This window comes from Frigoribacterium sp. Leaf186 (assembly GCF_001423905.1).
GTDB lineage: Bacteria > Actinomycetota > Actinomycetes > Actinomycetales > Microbacteriaceae > Frigoribacterium.
The window spans coordinates 124,577-146,594 of sequence record NZ_LMPQ01000001.1; the positions used below are offsets into that span (position 1 = coordinate 124,577).

Below are 22,018 nucleotides of genomic sequence, written 5' to 3' on the forward strand. Positions count from 1 at the left end.
GCCGGGCTGCTCAGCGCTGCGCCTCGCCGGGGACGGCCACGCCGTTCTCGTAGGCGTACACGACGGCCGCCGTGCGGTCGCGCAGCCCGAGCTTGCCGAGCACGTTCGAGACGTGCGTCTTGACGGTGGCCTCGCCGAGGAAGAGCCGACGGGCGATCTCGGCGTTGGACTCCCCCGACGCCAGGCGGTCGAGCACCTCGCGCTCACGGTCGGTCAGGGTCGCGAGGTCGGGGCTCGGCACCACGATGCGGGCGGTCGTGCCGTCACCGACGGCACGCTCGACGACGGCCCGGGTGAGCTGTGGCGAGAGGAGCGCGTCGCCGCGGTGCACGACCGCGATCCCCTCGATCAGCTCTTCGGGGGTGGCCGTCTTCAGGAGGAACCCGCTCGCCCCGGCCCGCAGCGCTCCGAACACGTAGTCGTCGCGACCGAAGGTGGTCAGCACGAGGACGGCGGGGCCGTCGTGGGGAGTCTGCTCGAGGATGCGCCGGGTGGCCTCGAGGCCGTCGAGGACGGGCATCTCGATGTCCATCACGACCACGTCGGGGCGGAGCCGCCGGGCGAGGTCGACCGCCTGCAGCCCGTCGCGGGCCTCGCCGACGACCCGGAGGTCGGGGGCGGTGTCGAGGATGATGCGGAACCCCGTGCGGACGAGGTCCTGGTCGTCGACGAGCAGGACGCTGATCGGATCGGTGGTGTCGTTCATGCTCTCTCGGAGGGGTCGGGGGTGACGGCGTGCTCGCGGGGACGGGAGTCGACGCAGGCTCCGACGGGCAGGACGGCTCGGACGCGGTAGCCGCCGCGACGTCTCGGGCCGAGGTGCAGTTCGCCACCGTGCAGGTCGACGCGTTCGCGCATGCCCCGCTGCCCGAGGCCGGCGCCGGACGTGGCGGCGTCGTTCGGGCGTCCCGCCCCCGGGTAGGGCGTGGGGCCGGGGCGTCCGTCGTCGACCACCTCGACCTCGACGGTGCGGTCGCCGTACCGCAGCGACACCTCGGCGAGGGACGCGTTGCCGTGCTTGAGGGTGTTGGTCAGGGCCTCTTGGGTGATGCGGTAGAGCGTGACGCCGATGCTCTCGGGGACCTCGCGCGGGTCACCGTGCACCGAGAAGCGGACCTCGAGGCCCAGGGCGCGGGTGTCGGTCATCAGGTCGGGCAGGGCGGCGAGGCCGGAGGGGCCGGGGTCCGTCTCGCCGTCGCGTGACCGCAGCACGCTCAACAGGCGTTCGAGCTCGTCGATGGTGGTCCGCGCCGTGCCCTCGACGGCGGCCAGTGCGCCGCGGGCGATCTCGGGCCGGTCGAGGGTCCGCCGGGCCGCACCTGCCTGGATGCCGATGACGGCGACGTGGTGGGCCACGACGTCGTGCAGCTCGCGGGCCAGTCGCGTGCGCTCCTCGTTGATCGCCCGGTCGGCCACGAGCTCGTGGGCGGCCCGCAGCTCGACCCCGGTGCGTTCGAGTGCGTGCAGGCGGGTGGCCGAGACCCGCGCCGCACGGCCGAAGGCGATGGCGGTCACCAGGACGATGCCGTTCGACACGAGGGTGTACGCGATCGTGGCCAGGGCGACGGCGTCGGGCGACTCGGCGCCCGAGACGTAGACCGTCCGCAACCACACCCCGAGCCAGACGAACATGACGGCCGTCACGGCGACGCTGACGACGAGCGCCCGACCGCGACGGGCGGCCCAGGCGTTCGCGGTGAAGATCGCGACGAACTCGACGATGGACGGGGTCAGCGTGTCGGGGTAGCCCCTCAGCTGTGCGGCCAGGAAGACGGCCGAGACGACGACGAGCACCGCGACGGGACGTCGTCGGCGCAGGGCGACGGGCGCACACAGGGCGGCGAGCCAGAGGACCGACTCGACGGTCGAGGGCGTGCCGGCGCCCTCGGAGCCGTCGACGATGACGGCGCTCAGCCAGAGCGTCGCGAGGCCCAGCCCGAAGACGAGGCCGGCGATCCAGAGGTCGACGCGGCCGTCGCGCCGGGTGAGGGGGCGCCGTTCGTCGACCGACGCGTCGGACGGGGCCGAGACGGTGGTGGTCGACGGGTGCACGCCGACCATCGTAGGGCAGACGATCGTGCTGGTTGAGAGAGTCTCATGCATATGCATGCAAAACGGGTCGTCCGACCCGTTTCGAGGCGGGAAGAGCGGGTCGAACCCGGGGCTCACCGGCTCAGGGACGCAAGTCGACTCCCAGCAGCGCCTGCACGGCGTCGACGTCCACCTCGGACGGCGTCGTGCCCCCGGCGACGACGGCGTCGACGGCGAGCAGGGCCGCCGGCGTGTCGAGGTCGGACCCGAGGGCGGACCGCAGGGCGACGACCAGCGGGGTGGGCGCCGGGACCGACGCCGCGCCTCCTTCGCTCGTCGCGGCCCAGGTGCGCCACCGGACGAGGCGGGCCTCGGCGTCGACGAGGTCGGCGTCGAACCACTCCCAGTCGGAGCGGTAGTGGTGCGACAGGAGGGCGAGGCGGACGGCCCTCGGATCACGGCCGGCGGCGACGAGCTCGCTCACCTTGACCAGGTTGCCGAGCGACTTGCTCATCTTCTCGCCCTGGTACCCGACCATGCCGGTGTGCGTGTGGTGCACGGCGTACGGGCGCCCGGTGAGAGCCGTGCCGTGGGCCGTGCTCATCTCGTGGTGCGGGAAGACGAGGTCGCTGCCGCCGCCGTTCACCGTGATCGGGACGTCGAGGTGCTGCTGCGCGATCACCGTGCACTCGATGTGCCAGCCGGGCCGGCCTGCACCGAGCACGGTGGGCCACGAGGGCTCGTCGTCACGGGCCGCCCGCCAGAGCAGGGGGTCGAGCGGGTCGCGCTTGCCGGGGCGGTCGGGGTCTCCCCCGCGTTCGGCGAAGAAGCGGGCCATGGTCTCGGCGTCGTAGCGGCTCTCGAGGCCCAGGTGCCAGTCGGTCTCGTGCTCGGCCCGGCGGACGTCGAAGTAGAGGTCGTCGCCGGCCGACGAGTCGTCGGTCGGCACGGGGTAGGCGAGACCCCGGTCGAGGAGGCGCGCCACGGCCTCGGCGACGTCGGTCACCACCTCGGTCACCGCGACGTAGTGCGTCGGCGGCACGACGGCGAGGTGCTCCATGTCGCTGCGGAAGAGGTCGGTCTGACCGTCGGCGAGTGCGCGCCAGTCGACGCCGGTCGCGGTCGCGCGCTCGAGGAGCGGGTCGTCGACGTCGGTCGTGTTCTGTGCGTAGACGACCTCGACCCCGGCGTCGCGCCAGACCCGCAGCAGGGTGTCGAAGGCCAGGTAGGTCGACGCGTGGCCCAGGTGGGTGGCGTCGTACGGCGTGATGCCGCAGACGTACAGCCCGGCCCGCGAGCCGTCGACCTCGGTGGGGTGCACCGTGCCGGTCGACGTGTCGTGCAGCGACGGGAGGTCGCCGAGGCCCGGGAGGCGCGGGACGTCGGGTTCTGCCCAGGACCTCACGCGGCCACCACGCCCGTGCCGAGGAGGACGAGCAGGACGACGCCGAGCACGATGCGGTAGGCCACGAAGGGGGCGAAGCTGCGCCGCGAGATGTAGTTCATGAAGAACGCGATGACGACGAAGCCGACCACGAAGGCCACGACGGTCGCGGCCAGGGTCTCACCGAGCGAGTAGGGGCCGGGCTCGCTGAAGCTCTGGACGAGCTCGTACAGGCCGCTGCCGAAGACCGCGGGCACCGCCAGCAGGAACGAGAACCGGGCGGCCGCCGGGCGCGTGTAGCCGAGGGCCAGGGCCGTGGTGGTGGTCGCCCCGGACCGCGAGACGCCGGGGAAGAGCGCCAGCACCTGGGCGAGGCCGACGGCGATGCCGTGGCCGTAGCGCATGTCCTCGAAGCGTTCGGTCTTCTTGCCGAGACGGTCGGCGAGCCCGAGCAGCACGCCGAACACGATCAGGACGATCGCCACGATCCAGAGGGAGCGGAAGACCGTGCGGATGTACTCCTGGGCCACGTAGCCGACGAGGACGATCGGCACCGTGCCGATGATGACGAGCCAGCCCATGCGCACGTCGGGGTCGGTGCGCGGGATCTTGCCCGTGACCCCCGCGAACCAGCGCGAGACGATGCGGGTGATGTCGCGCCAGAAGTAGATGACCACCGCGAGCTCGGTGCCGAGCTGCGTGATGGCCGTGAACGTGGCGCCCGGGTCGAACTCGGCCGCCGCCCCGGGGTCGCTGAAGAACAGGCCGACGAGCCGCAGGTGCGCGCTCGACGAGACGGGGAGGAACTCCGTGAGGCCCTGGACGAGGCCGAGCAGGAGTGCCTGGAGGAGATGCTCCACGCGGGTGACCCTTCTGGTGCGGGGGGTGCTAGTAGGTCGACAACAAGTCCCGCAGGACGCGACTGCCAAAGGATAGTGCGTCGAGCGGCACCCTCTCGTCGACCCCGTGGAACATCGCCGGGAAGTCCATGCCCTCGTCGAGCCGGAGGGGCGCGAACCCGTAGCCCGCGATGCCGAGCAGGCTGAGCGCCTTGTTGTCGGTGCCGCCAGAGAGCAGGTAGGGCAGCACGGGCGCGCCCGGGTCGTGCCGGTCGAGGGTCGCCGTGATGGCCTCGACCAGGGGGCCCGAGAAGGGCGTCTCGAGGCCGATGTCGGTGTGCATCGTCTCGATCTCGACGTCGTCGCCGATCAGCGACCGCACCTCGGCGAGCACGGCCGCTTCTTGCCCGGGCATGCAGCGGATGTCGACGAGGGCCTCGGCCGTGTCGGGCACGACGTTGTGCTTGTAGCCCGCCGTGAGCATCGTGGGGTTCGTCGTCGTGCGCAGCGACCCGCGGATGAAGCCCTTCGCGGTGCCGGTGCGCAGGACGAGCTCGTCGGGCGCGACCTCGTGCACGTCGACGTCGAGGATGCGCGCCACCTCGCCGAGCAGCGCGGTCGTCGTGTCGGTGAGGACGATCGGCCACTGCTGCCGCCCGAGGACGGCGACGGCCTCGGCGAGTCGTGTGACGGCGTTCGCCTCGATCATCTGCGATCCGTGGCCCGCGGTGCCGCGCGTCCGCAGCTTGATCCAGATGAGGGCCTTCTCGCCGGTCTGCAGCAGGTACGAGCGGCGACCGTCGATGAAGGTCGAGTAGCCGCCGACCTCGCTGATCGCCTCGGTGGCGCCGTCGAACAGGCCGGGGTGCTCGGTCACGAGGAAGTGCGAGCCGAGGACTCCCCCGGCCTCCTCGTCGGCGAGGAAGCCCAGGACGAGGTCGCGGGCGGGTCGTTCGCCGGCGCGGAGGATGTCGCCGACGGCCGTCAGCATCATGGCGTCCATGTTCTTCATGTCGACGGCTCCCCGCCCCCAGAGCATGCCGTCGCGCACCACCCCGCCGAACGGGTCGACCGACCAGTTGGCCGGGTCGGCGGGGACGACGTCGAGGTGGCCGTGGACGACGAGGCCGGGCTTGGCCGGCTCGGCCCCCTCGACGCGGGCGATCACGCTGACCCGGCCGGGCTCGGACTCGAACAGCTGCGGCTCGAGGCCCAGGTCACGGAGCGCGGCCTCGACGTACTCGGCCGCGTCGGCCTCGCCGTTCGACCGTCCGCCGCCGTAGTTCGACGTGTCGAAGCGGATCAGGTCGCGGGCGATGCGGGCCGTCTCGTCGAGCTCGGGATCGGTCGGGCCGGTGCTCGTGGGGGTGGTCGTCATGCGCCCCACGCTACCTGTGCCGCCGGTCGTGGCGACGGAGGTGGCCGTGGTCACGAGGGCCCTCGGAGCCGTGCTAATCTTTCGTGTCGGCTTCGGTCGGCACCATCCGGTCCGGGTGGCGGAAATGGCAGACGCGCTAGCTTGAGGTGCTAGTGCCCGTATAGGGCGTGGGGGTTCAAGTCCCCCCTCGGACACTCGGAACACCTCTCTCCAGGGATGTTCCCCACGATCTGTGTTGAGACAGATGCTTGCTCGCAAGCGACGGAAGGCCCGCACACCCTGGGTGTGCGGGCCTTCCTTGGTTCAGGGATCTTCCTGGGTTCGCCGGCCGTCGTCGGTCGTCAGACCGCGCTGCCGGGGTTGCCGCTCGCGACGATCGCCCCGTTGATGCCCTGCGGGAAGAACCCGCCCTTGTCGATCTGGTTCGGCGTCAGGTACACGACGTTGAGCACGCGCTCGGCGGTCCGTCCGTAGACGATCGCGTTGGCGTCGGTCGGCACGAGGTTCTGCACGCCGCCGAGGGTCAGGCCCTGGTCGTCGTCCGTCGACCCGTCGAGGGAGTCGCGGGCGTCCGAGATCTTCGTCGCGGGCACCTGCAACCCCTTGGCGTTCAGCGTGGTGCGGATGATGCCCGCGTGGTAGGCCTCGACCGCGAGGATGCCGGCGGCCGCCCCGAGGTAGGTCTTGTTGTAGATCAGGGGCGCGGCCCCCTTGTAGGCGGTGACGCCGACGTCCTCGAAGATGAACGCCCCGAGCAAGAAGTTCTCCTCCGAGGCGAACGGGTCGAAGGTCTGGCCCGGCGTGATGACGCCGGCCGCGAGGGCCGCCGCCGTGAAGCTGCTCTTGAGGTCGATCGCCGGGCGCGACACCTTGGCCCCGCCGAGCGCCGACCGCAGGAAGGCGACGTGCGCCTTCTCGTCGGCCGCGATCTCTTGGGCGATGCGCTTGACGATCGTCGTCTTGAACGGGACGGGAGCCCCTCCGGTCACGGCTCCTTGGGGGTCGATGCCGGTGATCTGGTCGGCGGGCAGTCCCGAGCCGGTGACGGCTCGGAGGTAGAACTCCGCCTCGAGGTACTCGAGGTTGAGGGCGAAGTTCAAGATGGTCGAGTCGCTGATCGCCTCGTCGGACGGCGAGACGGCGGCGGCGGACTGGGCGGGCAGCGTCGCGGCGACCGCGGCGAGCCCCGTGCCGAGGCCCGTGACGCCGGCGGCGGCGAGCAGCCGTCGTCGGTCGATGGGGGTCTCGGCGCTCCGGGAGATGGCACTGCTGATGAAACGTGTGTCGAACATCGTCGTTCCTTCGGGGTGGATTCGTGCAGCGATGCGTACCGCCCATGCGCGCTCCCAGATGACGGCACCGGCGACGTCGGGGTCGGGTGACCCGTACGGGGGTCAAGCTATCCCCCGACGGGGCCCGATCGCCAGCCCCCGTTCCGCCCCGGCGTCGACGACGCCCGTAGGGTCGGGTCATGTCGCTCTCGATGGCCGTCACCCGGGCCCTGCTGCGCTTCCGACCGAGGTCGACCGAGTCGGAGGACTCCCTCGTGCGGTCGATCGCCCGCCAGGGCTCCGCCGCCCCGGTCTCGCGGGCGGCTCGACGGGTCGCGATCGTCGAGGAGGCGCAGGTCGCCGGGGTCACGGTCGTCACCCTCCGGCCGCGTCGGGCCCCGAGCGGCGTGCACGTCGTCCACCTCCCCGGGGGCGCCTACGTCCACCCCGTCCGGACCACCCACTGGGACCTCCTCGCCCGGCTCGTCCACGCCTCCGGAGCCGTCGTCAGCGTCCCGCTCTACGGGCTGGCCCCGGCGCACGACGTGGACGAGGCGCTGCCGGTGCTGGACGCCGTCCTCGACGACGCTCGCCGCGCCTCCCCGTCCCGCCTCGTGCTCTCGGGCGACTCCGCGGGCGGGGCGCTCGCCCTGGTCGCCGCGATGCGGGCCCGCGACGCCGGCCGCCCGGCGCCCGACGCGCTGGTGTTGTTCTCGCCGTGGGTCGACGCGGTGCTCGACTCCCCCGGTGCGCGCGAGGTGGCGGCCGTCGACCCGATGCTCGGTCGCGACGGGCTCATGGCGGCAGGCCGGTGGTGGGCGGGCGACCGCGACCCGGCCGACCCCGTCGTCAGCCCGGTGCGCGGCGACCTCTCGGGGCTGCCGCCGGTGTTCGCCTACGCCGGCGACCGCGACCTGCTGACGCCCGACGTGACGCGGCTGGTGCGGGGCGTCACCGGAACCGGGGGGCGAGCCGAACTGCGCCTGTACCGCGGGGCGTTCCACGTCTTCGTCGGGGCGCCCTGGACCCCGGAGGCGCGGCGTGCGGTCCGTCACGCCGCCTCGGTGATCCGCGGGGACGCGCCCCCGGCGGGTCGGCCCGCCGCCGCCCGCGCGTAGGGTCGCAGGCGGCGGGGCCGCCGGTGCCACGCCAGGACGACGAGAGGGACGACCCATGGAGTACGCACGACTGGGCACGAGCGGTCTGACGGTCTCGGCAGTGACCCTCGGCTGCATGAGCTACGGGGTGCCCGAGCGCGGGACGCACGAGTGGAGCCTGCCCGAGGACGAGAGCCGGCCGTTCATCGCCCGGGCGCTCGAGCTCGGCATCACGACCTTCGACACCGCCGACGTCTACTCGGACGGCACGAGTGAGGAGATCGTCGGCCGGGCCCTGCGCGACTTCGCCCCGCGCGAGGAGGTCGTCCTGGCGACCAAGGTGCACGGTCGCATGCGTCCCGGGCCGAACGGCGCCGGGCTCAGCCGGGGCCACGTCATGAGCGCGATCGACGACAGCCTGCGCCGCCTGGGGACGGACTACGTCGACCTCTACCAGATCCACCGTTTCGACCCCGAGGTGCCGGTCGAGGAGACCATGGAGGCGCTGCACGACGTCGTCAAGGCCGGCAAGGCGCGGTACGTCGGTGCCTCGAGCATGTGGGCGTGGCAGTTCGCGACGATGCAGCACGCCGCCGACCTCGGCGGCTGGACGCGCTTCGTCTCGATGCAGGACCAGTACAGCCTGATCCAGCGAGAGGAGGAGCGCGAGATGCACCCGTACTGCCTCGACCAGGGCGTCGGGGTGCTGCCCTGGTCCCCCCTCGCCCGCGGCAAGCTGACGCGGGACTGGGACGCCACGACCACGCGCACCGAGTCCGACCGGTTCGGTCAGACGCTCTACAAGCAGCGCGAGGACGGCGACCGCCGCGTCGCCCGGGCCGTCGCCGACGTCGCGGAGGCGCGGGGCGTCTCGCGCGCCCAGGTCGCGCTGGCCTGGGTGCGGCAGCAGGACGCCGTCACGTCGCCCATCGTCGGGGCCACGAAGATGCAGCACCTCGACGACGCCGTCGCCTCGGTCGACCTGTGGCTGACCGACGACGAGCTCGACACCCTCGAGTCGCCGTACGTGACCCGCGAGAACGAAGGCTTCTGAGCAGGCGCCGCGTCTCGTCCGATAGACCGCCCCGCGGTCTAGGGTGAGCGGCACGGACGGCGACGTCGCCGTCCGACCTCGACGAACGGGAGCAGCCATGGGCAGCGACGCCAACCACCACGAGCACGATCACGGCTCGAACGCCGACGACCGGGTCTCGGCCCAGGACGGCTCGTACGTCGACGACGACCTCCACGGCGGCAGCGCCCGCACCGGAGGGCCGCACGACGGCGAGGCCGACGGCACCTACACCGAGGAGCCCGGCACCAGCGAGGGCGACGGGTCGTACGTCGACGCCGACGTCCCCGACGAGTCCGCCACGACCGGCGGCCCGCACGACGGTGAGCCCGACGGGTCGTTCACGCAGAGCGACGTCGACGGCGGTCGCTGAGCCACACACCTGCAGGACCGGGCGGTCCGGGCCTGTCGTGGGCCCGGACCGCCTCGTCGTGTGTGTCACCCCGCCGACCGGCCCGGGGTACGGTCGTCTGAGGGAGGAACACATACATGACCAAGCGAATCGTAATTCTCGGCGGCGGTTCCGCCGGGCTCACCACCGCACTCGAACTGCAGAAGCGGCACCCACCCCAGGCGGCGAGCATCACCCTCGTCGACCAGGCCCCGTACTTCACCTACCAACCGTTCTTGCCCGAGGTCGCCGGCGGCCACATCGCGGCCCGTGACGTGACGGTGCCGCTGCGCAAGACGCTCAAGCGGACCAAGGTCGTCGAGGCGTCCGTCACCGGGCTCGACAGCGAGGCCAAGACGGTCACCGTGACCAGCGCCGACGGCGAGGCGAGCGACATCGCCTACGACCAGTTGGTCGTCGCCCTCGGCGCCGTCACCCGGACCTTCCCGACGCCGGGCCTGGCCGAGAACGGCGTGGGCTTCAAGAGCGTCGAAGAGGCCCAGTACGTCCGCGACCGCATCCTGGGCAACATCGCCGAGGCCGCCAGCGTCAAGGACCCCGCCGTCCGTCGGAAGCTGCTGACCGTCGTGTTCGTCGGTGGCGGCTACACCGGCGTCGAGGCGCTCGCCGAGCTGTCCGACGCCGCCAACTCGGCCGTCGACACGTTCCCGAACCTGTCCCGCGACGAGCTGCGCTTCGTCCTGGTCGAGGCGCTCGACCGCGTCGCGCCCGAGGTCGGCCCCGAGCTCTCGAAGTGGACGCTCGGCCAGCTGCGCGGACGCGGCATCGACATCCGTCTCAAGACCACGATGCCCTCGTGCGTCGACGGCGACGTCGTGCTGAGCGACGGCGAGACCATCCCGGCCGGCACCATCGTCTGGACGGCCGGCGTCAAGCCGAACCCCGTCCTCGGCGACATGGGCCTGCCCCTCGGCCCGAAGGGTCACGTCAACGTCAGCGCCACCCTGCAGGTCCAGACCGAGGACGGCCAGAAGCTCGACGGCGTCTGGGCGCTCGGCGACGGCGCGCAGGTCCCCGACCTGCTGGCCGAGAAGCAGCCGGCGTACTACCCGCCGAACGCGCAGAACGCCGTGCGGCAGGCGGTCACGGTCGCCGACAACGTCATCGCGACGCTGTCGGGCGAGCCGGTCAAGGAGTACCGCCACGAGTCGCTCGGCACCGTGGCGAGCTACGGCATCGGCAAGGGTGCGGCCAGCATGTTCGGCCTGCAGCTCAAGAACGTGCCGGCCTGGCTGGCGCACCGTGGCTACCACCTGTACGCGATGCCGACCCTGAACCGCAAGTACCGCATCCTGTCCGGCTGGGTGACGAACTTCGTCGGCGGCCGCGACACGACTCCCCTGGTGGGGCTCGGCGACCCGCGCGCCGGGTTCCTCAAGGTCACCCCGAAGGTCGACGCGAAGAAGTAGACGCGAGTCGACGACCGAAGGAGGCGCGTCCCGGGTGACCGGGGCGCGCCTCCTCCGTCGTCGGTGCCGGTCGGCGGGCCGTGCCCGGGTCAGGCGGTCGTCAGGCGACGCACGGCCTCGCGCACGATCTCGCGTTGCAGGGCGGGGTCGAGGACGACGCCCGGGTGCGCCTCGCCGAGACCGGGGAGGTTCTGCCAGGCCCGGGCGAGCGACATGACCAGGGCGAAGATGTCGTCGCTGCTCCAGGACACCGTCACGGCCGGGTCGTCACGGAGGTGGTCGAGCTGGGCCAGGGCGGCGTCCTGGACGGCGCGCAAGGTGGGCACGGAGGCCTCCCAGTCGTGCTCGCCCTCGAGTCGTGCCCAGGCGATCAGCCGGCTGTGGTCGGGGTGGGCCTGCATGTGGTCGAAGACGGCGAGGGCGAACTCCTCGATGCTCCCGGCGGGGCGCGACGCCGCGTCACCCATGGTCTCGAAGGTGCCGTTCAGCACGGTCGTGAAGAGCGAACGCTTGTCGCCGTAGTTCGCGTAGAGGCGCTCCTTGCTGCACCCGGCCTCGGCGGCGATGCGGTCGACGCGCGCCCCGGCCAGGCCGTGGCGCGAGAACTCGGCCGTCGCCGCCTCGAGGATGGCTCGACGGGTCTCGGCAGCATCGGTTCGCATCGGATCACCGTAGCCGACTTACGAACCAACCAACTAGTAGGTAGGGTGATCCGTCGTCCCCCTCAGAGAAACAGGTACCGCAGTGACCACCGTCGCCCCCGCCCCCACCGAGACGCGCTCGTCGCGCCGCTGGTGGGTGCTCGTCATCGTCGCCCTCGCGCAACTCGTCGTCGTCCTCGACGGCACCATCGTCAACATCGCCCTGCCCGACGCCCAGGCCGACCTCGGCCTGAGCGACGAGAACCGCCAGTGGGTCGTCACGGCCTACGCCCTCGCCTTCGGCGCCCTGCTGCTGCTCGGCGGCCGCATCGCCGACTTCTGGGGGCGCAAGCGCACCTTCATCGTCGGCATGGTCGGCTTCGGCGCGGCCTCGGCCTTCGGCGGTCTCGTGCAGACCGGCGGCGAGCTCATCGTCGCCCGCGGCCTGCAGGGCGTCTTCGCCGCACTGCTCGCCCCGGCCGCCCTCGCCGTGCTGACCACGACGTTTGCCTCGGGACGCGACCGCAACACGGCGTTCGCCGTCTTCGGCGCCATCTCGGGCGCCGGTGCGGCCGTCGGACTCGTGCTCGGCGGCGTGCTCACCGAGTTCGTCAGCTGGCGCTGGTGCCTGTTGGTCAACGTGCCGATCGTGGTCGTCGCCATCGTGGCGGCCGCGCTCGTCGTGAGCGAGAGCCGCGCCGAGGGGCGCAACCGCCTCGACGTCGTCGGCACGATCGTCGTCGCGGCCGGCCTCGCCAGCCTCGTCTACGGCTTCACCCGGGCCGAGGACGGCTGGGGGTCGGCCGTCGTCATCGGCTTCATCGCCCTCGGCGCCGGTCTGCTCGCGCTCTTCGTCGTCGTCGAGCGGCGCAGCGACCACCCGTTGCTGCCGATGCGCGTGCTGGCCGACCGCGTCCGCGGCGGGGCGTTCCTCGTGCAGTTGATCGTCGGCAGCGTGATGATCGGGGCCCTGCTCTACCTGACCTTCCACCTGCAGATCGTGCTCGGCTTCGGCCCCCTCGAGGCCGGGCTCGCGAGCCTGCCGATGACCCTCGTCATCATGGTCTGCGCTCCCCTGCTGACCAAGCTGCTGCCGGTCGTCGGTCCCCGCCCGATGATGATCGTCGGCCCGCTGGTGGCCGGGGCGGGCCTGCTCTGGCTCGCCACGCAGATCACCGCCGACGGCTCGTACGCCGTCCAGGTGCTGCCCGCGCTGCTCGTCATGGGCGTGGGGCTCGCGGGGGTCTTCGTGCCCATGCAGAACCTGGCGCTCAGCCGCGTGGAGCCGCACGACGCCGGGGCCGCCAGCGCGACGTCGAACGCCATGATGCAGATCGGCGGTTCGATCGGACTCGCCGTCTTCACGAACGTGTACGCCGGGGCGGTCGCCTCGTCGACGTCGACGGTGGGCGGGCCGCTCGGTCCGTTCGTCGACGGCTACTCGGTGGCGTTCCTCGCCGCCGCGATCGCCATGCTGCTGGCCGCACCGATCTCGTTCGTGCTGATCCGCGGTCGGAAAGAGGACCTGCTGCCCACCCAGGCACCCGTGCACCTGGGCTGACCCGCAGGCCCCCGTGGCCGGTCAGGCCGGGGTGGGGGCGCCGACGGCGGTCCGAGGGAGTCGGACCGCCGTCACGGCGGCGACGGCGAGGAAGACGGCCGCCACGCCGAACGCCGCGGGGTACGAGACCGTGTCCACGAGCAGCCCGGCGACGAGCGGCCCGGCGATGGCCCCCACGTCCGAGCACATCGAGAAGATCGCGACCGGGCGGCCACCGCGGGCGCCTGCCGCGTCGCCCACGAGCGCTGCGGGTGCGGTGCCCATGAACGCCGTGGCGACGCCGTAGACGCAGAGCAGGGCGCCGAGGGTCCAGACGTCCCCTGCGAACGAGACCGCGAACAGGGCCATGGCGGCGACGCCGAAGGAGCCGATCACGGCCGGTCGTCGACCCACCGTGTCGACGAACCGGGCGGCCGGGGCGAGGGCCAGCGTCTGGGCCACGGCGGAGGCGGCGAAGAGCAGGCCCGTCCAGGCGGTGGGGCCTCGCAACACCTCGACCACGAGCACCGGGACGAGCGCGCTGCGCACCCCGAGCGACGACCAGCCCTGGGCGAAGTTGGCCACGCACGCGGCGCGGAACCTCACGTCGCGCAGGACGACCCCCATCGGCACCGGAGGCGCCACCGCGGTCGTCGAGGCGTGCTGCGGTGCCCGGCGCAGCAGCACCACGCCGACGAGCCCAGCCACCGCGAGCGTGCCCGCGTAGAAGAAGAACGGCGCCGTCAGCGAGATCGTCGCGAGCAGCCCGCCGAGCGCGGGGCCGGCCATGCCGCCCACGAGGAACCCGCCCTGGTAGAAGCCGACCGCCCGGGCCCGCAGCGACGGGTCCGTCGCCCCGAGCAGCAGGGTCATGGCCGCGATGCTGAACATGGCCGACCCGATGCCCCCGACGCCCCGGAGCAGCAGCAGCTGCGGGTACGTCTGGGCGAGGCCCGCGAGCCCGCTCGACAGCGCCACGATGCCGATGCCGACCGAGAGGACGACCCGTTCGCCCATCAGGTCGATCAGCCGCCCCACGAACGGGCTCGCGACGAGGCGCATCAGGGCGAAGGCCGACAGGACGGCGCCCACGAGGGCGTGGTCGACGCCGAAGCTGCGGGCGTACACCGGCAGCACGGGCACGACGACGCCGAACCCGACCATCACGAAGAACGCGATGACGCCGAGGACGTAGACGTCGCGGGTGAGGCGGGGGCGGTCGAGGTCGACGACGCGAGGGCGGAACGGGTTCACCGACACAGGCTACGGGTCCCCGAGTGTGACGCCGTGTGTCGGGTCCGGCGACAGCGCGTGCCCGGGTGGCGAGGATGTCCCCATGACTCGACGAATCCGGTTCAACGCCTTCGACATGAACTGCGTGGGGCACCAGTCCCCCGGTCTCTGGCGTCACCCCGACGACCGCTCGGCCGACTACACGAAGCTGAGCTACTGGACCTCTCTCGCGCGCCTCCTCGAGAAGGGCGTCTTCGACGGCCTCTTCATCGCCGACGTGCTGGGCACCTACGACGTGTACGGCGGCAACCACGACGCCGCCCTGCGGAACGGCACGCAGACCCCGGTCGGCGACCCGGTGCTGCTCGTCTCGGCGATGGCCGCCGCGACCGAGCACCTCGGCTTCGGCATCACGGCCGGCACCGCCTACGAGCACCCGTACCCGTTCGCGCGCCGCATGTCGACCCTCGACCACCTCACCGAGGGCCGCGTGGGGTGGAACGTCGTGACGGGCTACCTGCCGAGTGCGGCGCGCAACATGGGCGCCGACGACCAGCTCGACCACGACGCGCGGTACGACCAGGCGGACGAGTACCTCGAGGTGCTCTACAAGCTGTGGGAGGGCTCGTGGGAGGACGACGCCGTGGTCCGTGACCGCGAGACGGGGGTCTTCACCGACCCGGCCAAGGTCCACGAGATCGGTCACGAGGGCACCTACTACAAGGTGCCCGGCATCCACATCGCCGAGCCCAGCCCCCAGCGCACGCCGGTGATCTACCAGGCCGGCGCCTCCCCGCGGGGCATCCGCTTCGCCGCCGGCAACGCCGAGTCGATCTTCGTGGCCGCCCCGACGAAGGAGCGCCTCGCCGCGACCGTCGGCAAGATCCGGGACGCCCTCGAGGCCGCCGGTCGCGACCGGTACTCGGCTCGCATCTACACGTTGCTGACGATCATCACCGACGCCACCCCCGAGGCCGCCCGGGCGAAGCACGAGGAGTACCGGCGCTACGCCTCGCACGAGGGTGCCCTCACGCTGATGTCCGGCTGGATGGGCGTCGACCTCTCGACCTACTCGCTCGACGACCCGGTGGGCGACGTCGAGAGCAACGCGATCCAGTCGGCGCTGGCCAACTTCCAGGCACAGGAGGGCGACACCGGCAAGGAGTGGACCATCCGCGACATCGCGGAGGCCGCCGGGATCGGCGGGCTCGGGCCCCGCATCGTGGGCTCGGGCGAGGAGATCGCCGACCAGCTCCAGGAGTGGGTCGACGAGACCGACGTCGACGGCTTCAACCTCGCCTACGCCATCACGCCGGGCACCTTCGAGGACATCGTCGAGCACGTCGTGCCCGTGTTGCAGGCCCGAGGCGTCTACCCCACCGAGTACGAACCGGGCACGTTGCGGCAGAAGCTGTTCGGCCGCGGCGACCGACTGCCGGACGAGCACCACGGGGCCCGGTTCAAGGTCTCGACCGGAGCCCCGGTCGGATGAGGGAGGCCCTGGGGGCGATGATCTGAGGATCGTTACAACGGCGTGTCGACGAAAGTCGACACGCCGTTGCCATCTGGGCTTTTCTCCGAACGATTCGATAACGGCAGGTGACTCACGGGCCCCTCGGAGGGTGGTCGGCGACATGACGCGGCGTGGGGGCCGTGGTTAGTGTGGACGCCGGTCGCCTCTCGGGGAAGCGACGATTCGGACTGATGGTCGTTGCTCAGAGGAGATGGTCTGCTTGGCGTGGGATTTCGTGGTCGACCGGTGGAGCCAGATCTGGTTCGCCTCCTGGCAGCACCTCTCGCTCGTGGTCCAGTGCCTCGTCTTGGCCGTCGTCATCTCGGTCGGCCTCGCCGCCATGGTGCACCGCAACCCGACGCTCTACGCACTGGCCAACGGGGTGTCGGCCGTGGGGCTGACCCTTCCGTCGTTCGCGCTCGTCGGCCTGCTCATCCCGTTCGCGGGGTTCGGCGTCGCGCCGTCGGTCATCGTCGTCACGTTCTTCGCCGCGCTGCCGATCCTGCGGAACGCCGTCGTCGGCCTGCACGAGGTCGACGGTTCGCTCGTCGAGTCGGCCCGCGGCATCGGCATGGGACGATTCCGGACCCTCGCGACCGTCCAGATGCCCCTCGCCTGGCCGATCATCCTCACCGGCGTGCGCGTCAGCGCGCAGATGGTGATGGGCATCGCCGCGGTCGCGGCGTACGCGCTCGGCCCGGGCCTCGGCGGCTTCATCTTCTCGGGCCTGTCCCGACTGGGCGGCGCCAACGCGCTCGCCTCCGTGGTCACGGGCGTGGTGGGCGTGGTCCTCCTCGCCCTCGTCCTCGACCTCCTCCTCGTCGGCCTCGGCCGCCTGACCATCTCGAGAGGCATCCGTGTCCAGAACTGACCCCACCCGCGCCTCCTCGTCCCCCTCGGACGAGGTCTCGGGCCGCAGCATCACGCTCGACCAGGTGACCAAGCGCTACCCCGGCCAGGCGAAGCCGGCCGTCGACGGCATCACGCTCGAGATCCCGGCCGGCAAGATCGTCATGCTCGTCGGACCGTCGGGGTGCGGCAAGACCACGACCCTCAAGATGATCAACCGGTTGATCGAGCCCACCGAGGGGCGGATCGTCCTCGACGGCGACGACGTCACCTCGATCGACGGCGACGAGCTGCGTCGTCGCATCGGCTACGTGATCCAGGCCGGCGGGCTGTTCCCGCACATGACCGTCGGGGCGAACATCGCCATCGTGCCGAAGATGCTCGGTTGGTCGAAGGAGCGCATCGCCGTCCGCGTGGACGAGCTCCTCGAGCTCGTCTCGCTCGACCCCGGCACCTACCGCGACCGGTACCCCCGTGAGTTGTCGGGCGGCCAGCAGCAGCGCGTCGGCGTCGCCCGGGCCCTCGCCGCCGACCCGCCCGTCCTGCTAATGGACGAGCCGTTCGGCGCCGTGGACCCGATCACCCGCCAGCGCCTGCAGGACGAGCTGATCAACATCCAGCACGAGCTGCAGAAGACCATCGTCATCGTCACCCACGACTTCGACGAGGCCGTCAAGCTCGGCGACTGGATCGTCATCTTCTCGGAGGGGGCGCACATCGTGCAGTACGACACCCCCGAGCGCATCCTCGCCGAACCGGCGAACGAGTTCGTCGAGAACTTCATCGGCTCGGGGGCCGGGCTCAAGCAGCTCACGCTGACCCGCGTGCGCGACGTCGACCTCGCCGAGGCGGTCGTGGCCCGGACGGGCGAGTCCGCCGCCGACGTCCTGACTCGCGTCGAAGCGGCCGGCCACGGCCACGCCGTCGTGGTGGACGACCGCGACCGGCCCGTGTCGTGGCCTTCGCGGCGCCAGCTGGGGCGTCTCGGCACCTTGGGCGCGACCCCCGACGCCGACCTTCCCGTCATCGGCAGCGGTGCGACCCTCAACGACGCGCTCGACACCATGCTCGTCTCCAGCGCGGGGGCAGCCCTCGTCACCGGCCGCCGCGACGCGTTCATCGGCGTCATCACCGTCGAGGTCGTCATGGAGGCCATCACCCGGGCGCGCGCCTCGGCCGCCGAGGCCCAGCACGACGCCCCCGTCGGCACCAACACCGGGTCGTTCGACGTCGTGCCCGGCGCCCCCGCGGCCGACGAGGACGCGGCGTGACCGCCGCCGTCGCACCGTCCCCCGCCGACGGCCGGTCGACCGGTCGTCGCCGTGCCCGGCCCGCGTGGCTCGGTCTGCTCGTCCAGCCCGTCGCCGTGCTCGCCGTCTTCGCGGCCTTCGCGGTGTGGCTGACGACGGCCGACCTCAGCGCGGCCGAACGCACCACCCTCAACCCCTCCGAGCTGGTGGCCTACACCGGCGAGCACCTCGCCCTGACCTTCGTGTCGGCCGCCATCGTCCTGGTCATCGCGATCCCGCTCGGGGTGCTCCTGACCCGACGCCCGTTCGTCCGCATCAGTGGGCCGATCCTGGTCGTCGCGAACTTCGGGCAGGCCGCCCCGGCCATCGGGCTGATCGTGCTGCTCGCCTTCTGGCTCGGCTTCACCTTCTGGGCCGCCGTCGTGGCCCTCGTGCTCTACGCGGCGCTGCCGGTCCTGCGGAACACCATGATCGGGCTGCAGAGCGTCGACCCGCGTCTCGTCGAGGCGGGCCGGGGCATGGGCATGAGTGCGTCGTCGGTGCTGCTCAAGGTCGAACTGCCGCTCGCCGTGCCCGTGATGCTCTCGGGGATCCGGACGGCCCTGGTGCTGCTCGTCGGATCGGCCGCGCTGGCCACGTTCATCGGGGCCGGAGGCCTCGGACTGCTCATCACCACCGGGGTCAACCTGTTCCTGCCCCGGGTCCTCGTGTCGGGGGCCCTGCTCATCGCCCTGCTCGCCCTGCTGATCGACTGGCTCGGTCGCGTCGTCGAGCACGTCGCCCGTCCGAAGGGACTCCGCGCATGACCCCCTCGCGCCTTCCTCGCCGGCTGCGCCGCGCCTCCTCGTCCCTCGCCGTCGTCGCGGCGGCGACGCTCGCCCTGACCGGGTGCGGTCTGCAACCGGCCACGGCCTTCGTGCCGGCGGTGGCACCGGGCTCGATCGAGGCGATCGAGGGGTTGCCCGAGGACGCGGCCATCACGGTCACGGCGAAGAACTTCACCGAGCAGCTGATCCTCGGCAAGATCGCGGTGCTGGCGGCCCAGGCGGCCGGATTCGAGGTCACCGACATGACGAACGTGCCGGGATCGGTGGCGGTGCGCCAGTTGATGCTCGACGGCACGGCCGACATGACGTACGAGTACACCGGCACCGCCTGGCTCACCTACCTCGCCCAACCGGAGGGCATCCCGGACCAGCGCGAGCAGTACGAGGCCGTGCGCGAGGCGGACGCCGAGAACGGGCTGACCTGGCTCGACCCGGCTCCGCTCAACAACACGTACGCCATGGCCGTGCGGTCGGAAGCCGTGCCCGAGCTCGGCGACATCACGTCGCTCTCGCAGATCGCGGCGCTGCCCGTCGAGCAGCGGACGTTCTGCGTCGAGGCCGAGTTCAACTCGAGGGCCGACGGCTTCGCGCCCATGCTGGCCGCCTACGGCCTCGAGCTCGGCGCCGCCGACGGCGTGCCGACCGGCAACGTCAGCATCCTCGACACGGGCACGGTCTACACGGCGACCGACCGGGGCCGGTGCAACTTCGGCGAGGTCTTCACGACGGACGGTCGCATCGACTCGCTCGACCTCAGCGTGCTCGAGGACGACGGCGGGTTCTTCCCGGCCTACAACGCGGCGCCGGTGCTCTCGACGGCCACCCTCGACGAGTACCCGCAGCTCGCCGACGTCTACGACGAGATCTCTCCGGCGCTGACCGACACCGAGATGCGACGCCTCAACCTGGCGGTCGACGTCGAGGGTCGGGAGCCCGCCGACGTGGCCTTCGACTGGATGGTGGAGCAAGGGTTCGTCACCCGTCCGTGACACGCGGGCGAGGGTGATTGTGACGGGTGATGCGCCCCTCGGCCGGTAGGCCGGGGGGCGCTGTCCGTCTGTACCCCACCCCCGGCAGAACGGGACGGTTCGAAGCGCCGTGAACGACATCTGTCGTGGGGGTGAACAGTCGCCCGCCGGGGTGGCCCTGCTGATGCGGGGCCCTGGTAAGAAGGCCTTGGCCAGGACTTTTGTCGAGCGGACCGAGTGGTTCCCGGTCGAGGCGGTCACGCTGGCGTCCCTCTCGCTCGATTCACGGGACTTTGTCACCCCCGCACGGGTGACACCAGGGGGTCGCGGGTCACCCGTTCGGGTGTCGGCAACAGGGGGGACACGGACGCCCCCGAACGGGGGGTCTGGCTAGACTCTTCTGACGGGTGCCCCCCGAACTAGAGTCACAACGTCCGCTGGTCGACCCGAAATCACCACGAAGGACGAGAAACCCGAACCAGGGCGGAGCCACCGCTCCCCCACCCGCACCGACCCGAACCGTGCGTCGAGCAGACCCGCTGCCCGTCGCGCCCGTCGTCGCCCGAACCGACGCCCCGCACCCTCGGGGCCCGTGTCCTGGCGCGACGCCCGGGCGGTCGATCGAACCCGAACCTCGATCGACCGCCCTCCCCCGCCCCGTCGTCACCACCGGCGTGGGCGTGCCGTCGCCTACCCGAACCCGAGCCTCGATGTCCAGCACGCAGAGCGAACTCCGCTCAGCCCTGGTCGGACCGTCACCCCGACGGATCGACCCCCCGTACGACCTGCCCACGGCCGACGACGCCCACGCCTCGAGCGTGGTCGCCGCGCCGAGCCGTCCGGCCGTCGACGCCGAGTCCGGCGCGGCCTGGGCGCGACGCTACCGCCGTCGCCTGCGTCTGGTCGACACCGTGGTCCTCGCCGCGAGCATCGTCGGTGCCGTCGCGGTCGACGCTGCCAGGGCCATCGCCGCCGGGCGGGGCACGGACGCGTCCACCCTCGCCGAGTCGGTGGGCTCGCCGTGGCTGCCCGTCGTGGTGGGGCTGGTCTGGACGGCGTGCCTCACCCTGCACCGCACGCGTGACCTCGCGGTCGTCGGCAGCGGTGTCGTCGAGTACAAGCGCCTGCTCACCGCGAGCGTCTGGGCCTTCGCCGTCGTGGCGATCGGGTTCGCGTCGGTCGGGCACATCGGTGGCGAGGGCTACTTCCTGGTGGCTCTGCCGGTCGGCGGGGCCGGCCTGGTGACCGGTCGCTGGACCATGCGACGCTGGCTCGAGCGTCAGCGCGCGAAGGGGCACTACCTGTCCCGCGCGGTCGTCGTCGGGTCTCGTGACGACATCGCCGACGTCGTGCGGCGCATCGACAAGACCAGTGGCGCGGTGTACGACATCGTCGGGGCTGCCGTCCCCGACTCCGACCCGCGCGGCATCGTCGTCGGCGGGCGAGTCGTCCCCGTGGTGGCCGACCTCGACGACGTCCCGAGTGCGGTCTGGCGCCTGGGTGCGGAGAGCGTCATCGTCGCCGGTGAACCGGGCCGCGGCCGGGAGTACCTCCGCGACCTCGGCTGGTCCCTCGAGGGCCGGGCCACCGAACTCGTCATCGCGTCCCGCCTGACGAACGTGGCCGGCCCCCGCATTCACTACCGGCCCGTCGAGGGGCTCCCCTTGATGCACGTCGAGCTGCCCCAGTTCGACGGCCCCCGGCACGCCCTGAAGCGTCTGTCCGACCTGGTGCTGGCCTCCGCCGCACTCGTGGTCCTCTGGCCGGTCTTCGCCGTGGTCGCCCTCGCGGTGCGCCTCGACGGACCGGGCCCCGTCCTCTTCCGCCAGGAGCGGGTGGGCCGGGACGGACGGACCTTCGAGATGCTGAAGTTCCGGTCGATGGTCGTGGACGCCGAGAGTCGACTCTCCGACCTGGCCCAGGCCGACGAAGGAGCCGGCCTGCTCTTCAAGATGAAGTCGGACCCCCGGGTCACCCGCGTCGGCGCCGTGCTCCGTCGCTGGTCGCTCGACGAGCTGCCCCAGCTGCTGAACATCCTGCGGGGCGACATGAGCGTCGTCGGGCCCCGTCCCCCGCTGCCGCGCGAGGTCGAGGGCTACGAGGACCACGTCCACCGTCGCCTCTACATCAAGCCGGGTCTCACGGGCATGTGGCAGGTGAACGGGCGCAGCGACCTCAGCTGGGAGGAGAGCGTCCGGCTCGACCTCTACTACGTCGAGAACTGGTCGTTGACGGTCGACTTCGTCATCATGTGGCGCACCGTCCGGGTGCTGTTCGAGCACCGCGGGGCCTATTGACCTCGAG

Annotated in this window: 19 protein-coding genes and 1 tRNA gene; 12 read left to right on the forward strand and 8 right to left on the reverse strand. The window is 71.9% G+C overall.

Translation table 11 applies throughout. The features are described 5' to 3' along the window. Window positions 1-10: 10 nt before the first annotated feature. The 5 genes from ASG05_RS00640 to ASG05_RS00660 form a co-directional block, all read right to left on the reverse strand. Window positions 11-706, reverse strand: a complete 696-nt coding sequence (locus ASG05_RS00640) for a response regulator transcription factor (RefSeq protein ID WP_056256170.1) — start codon at window positions 704-706, stop codon at window positions 11-13. After that, complete coding sequence (locus ASG05_RS00645) at window positions 703-2,052, reverse strand: sensor histidine kinase (RefSeq protein WP_157489991.1); 1,350 nt, start codon at window positions 2,050-2,052, stop codon at window positions 703-705. The genes ASG05_RS00640 and ASG05_RS00645 overlap by 4 nt, the downstream gene beginning before the upstream one ends. A 121-nt stretch (window positions 2,053-2,173) precedes the next feature. Then, window positions 2,174-3,436, reverse strand: coding sequence for a cysteine--1-D-myo-inosityl 2-amino-2-deoxy-alpha-D-glucopyranoside ligase (mshC, locus tag ASG05_RS00650; protein ID WP_056256176.1), 1,263 nt, complete (start codon window positions 3,434-3,436; stop codon window positions 2,174-2,176). Continuing rightward, the gene (locus ASG05_RS00655; protein ID WP_056256177.1) at window positions 3,433-4,275 is read right to left on the reverse strand and encodes an undecaprenyl-diphosphate phosphatase; all 843 of its coding nucleotides are present in this window, start codon (window positions 4,273-4,275) and stop codon (window positions 3,433-3,435) included. Before ASG05_RS00655 ends, mshC begins: the two co-directional genes overlap by 4 nt. Window positions 4,276-4,303: 28 nt before the next feature. Beyond that, window positions 4,304-5,632 (reverse strand): M20/M25/M40 family metallo-hydrolase, encoded by a 1,329-nt coding sequence (locus ASG05_RS00660; RefSeq protein WP_056256179.1) that lies wholly within the window; start codon window positions 5,630-5,632, stop codon window positions 4,304-4,306. 109 nt (window positions 5,633-5,741) lie between these two features. Between ASG05_RS00660 and ASG05_RS00665 the strand changes: the two genes are divergently transcribed. Beyond that, window positions 5,742-5,826 (forward strand) — tRNA-Leu (locus ASG05_RS00665). Window positions 5,827-5,973: 147 nt separating this feature from the next. On the opposite strand, the gene ASG05_RS00670 is transcribed toward ASG05_RS00665, so the two are convergent. Beyond that, complete coding sequence (locus ASG05_RS00670; RefSeq protein ID WP_056256182.1) at window positions 5,974-6,924, reverse strand: ferritin-like domain-containing protein; 951 nt, start codon at window positions 6,922-6,924, stop codon at window positions 5,974-5,976. 179 nt (window positions 6,925-7,103) lie between these two features. On the opposite strand from ASG05_RS00670, the gene ASG05_RS00675 reads away from it, so the two are divergent. The 4 genes from ASG05_RS00675 (at window position 7,104) to ASG05_RS00690 (ending at window position 10,893) form a co-directional block, all read left to right on the forward strand. Continuing rightward, window positions 7,104-8,021: an alpha/beta hydrolase fold domain-containing protein gene (locus ASG05_RS00675; protein ID WP_056256184.1), complete on the forward strand. Its 918-nt coding sequence runs from the start codon at window positions 7,104-7,106 to the stop codon at window positions 8,019-8,021. 55 nt (window positions 8,022-8,076) lie between these two features. After that, entirely contained in the window at window positions 8,077-9,054 is a 978-nt protein-coding gene (locus ASG05_RS00680) for an aldo/keto reductase (RefSeq protein WP_056256190.1), read from the forward strand. A gap of 97 nt (window positions 9,055-9,151) precedes the next feature. Next, window positions 9,152-9,445, forward strand: coding sequence for a hypothetical protein (locus ASG05_RS00685; protein WP_056256193.1), 294 nt, complete (start codon window positions 9,152-9,154; stop codon window positions 9,443-9,445). 116 nt (window positions 9,446-9,561) lie between these two features. Further along, window positions 9,562-10,893: an NAD(P)/FAD-dependent oxidoreductase gene (locus ASG05_RS00690; RefSeq protein ID WP_056256196.1), complete on the forward strand. Its 1,332-nt coding sequence runs from the start codon at window positions 9,562-9,564 to the stop codon at window positions 10,891-10,893. 89 nt (window positions 10,894-10,982) lie between these two features. Here the strand turns inward: ASG05_RS00690 and ASG05_RS00695 are convergent, their stop codons facing one another. Further along, window positions 10,983-11,555, reverse strand: coding sequence for a TetR family transcriptional regulator (locus ASG05_RS00695; RefSeq protein WP_056256199.1), 573 nt, complete (start codon window positions 11,553-11,555; stop codon window positions 10,983-10,985). 82 nt (window positions 11,556-11,637) lie between these two features. Here ASG05_RS00695 and ASG05_RS00700 point away from each other — a divergent pair, with 82 nt between their 5' ends. Further along, window positions 11,638-13,095, forward strand: a complete 1,458-nt coding sequence (locus ASG05_RS00700; protein ID WP_056256202.1) for an MFS transporter — start codon at window positions 11,638-11,640, stop codon at window positions 13,093-13,095. Between the two features lie 21 nt (window positions 13,096-13,116). On the opposite strand, the gene ASG05_RS00705 is transcribed toward ASG05_RS00700, so the two are convergent. Then, window positions 13,117-14,328, reverse strand: a complete 1,212-nt coding sequence (locus ASG05_RS00705; RefSeq protein WP_235491344.1) for an MFS transporter — start codon at window positions 14,326-14,328, stop codon at window positions 13,117-13,119. Window positions 14,329-14,410: 82 nt separating this feature from the next. Here ASG05_RS00705 and ASG05_RS00710 point away from each other — a divergent pair, with 82 nt between their 5' ends. The 6 genes from ASG05_RS00710 (at window position 14,411) to ASG05_RS00735 (ending at window position 22,011) form a co-directional block, all read left to right on the forward strand. Then, window positions 14,411-15,799 (forward strand): LLM class flavin-dependent oxidoreductase, encoded by a 1,389-nt coding sequence (locus ASG05_RS00710; RefSeq protein ID WP_056256207.1) that lies wholly within the window; start codon window positions 14,411-14,413, stop codon window positions 15,797-15,799. Between the two features lie 241 nt (window positions 15,800-16,040). Continuing rightward, complete coding sequence (locus ASG05_RS00715; RefSeq protein ID WP_235491345.1) at window positions 16,041-16,691, forward strand: ABC transporter permease; 651 nt, start codon at window positions 16,041-16,043, stop codon at window positions 16,689-16,691. Continuing rightward, window positions 16,678-17,940: an ATP-binding cassette domain-containing protein gene (locus ASG05_RS00720; protein WP_056256212.1), complete on the forward strand. Its 1,263-nt coding sequence runs from the start codon at window positions 16,678-16,680 to the stop codon at window positions 17,938-17,940. Before ASG05_RS00715 ends, ASG05_RS00720 begins: the two co-directional genes overlap by 14 nt. Next, window positions 17,937-18,725, forward strand: coding sequence for an ABC transporter permease (locus ASG05_RS00725; RefSeq protein ID WP_056256215.1), 789 nt, complete (start codon window positions 17,937-17,939; stop codon window positions 18,723-18,725). The genes ASG05_RS00720 and ASG05_RS00725 overlap by 4 nt, the downstream gene beginning before the upstream one ends. Beyond that, window positions 18,722-19,735: a glycine betaine ABC transporter substrate-binding protein gene (locus ASG05_RS00730; RefSeq protein WP_056256216.1), complete on the forward strand. Its 1,014-nt coding sequence runs from the start codon at window positions 18,722-18,724 to the stop codon at window positions 19,733-19,735. Before ASG05_RS00725 ends, ASG05_RS00730 begins: the two co-directional genes overlap by 4 nt. A gap of 689 nt (window positions 19,736-20,424) precedes the next feature. Further along, complete coding sequence (locus tag ASG05_RS00735) at window positions 20,425-22,011, forward strand: sugar transferase (protein ID WP_157489992.1); 1,587 nt, start codon at window positions 20,425-20,427, stop codon at window positions 22,009-22,011. Window positions 22,012-22,018 lie beyond the last annotated feature (7 nt).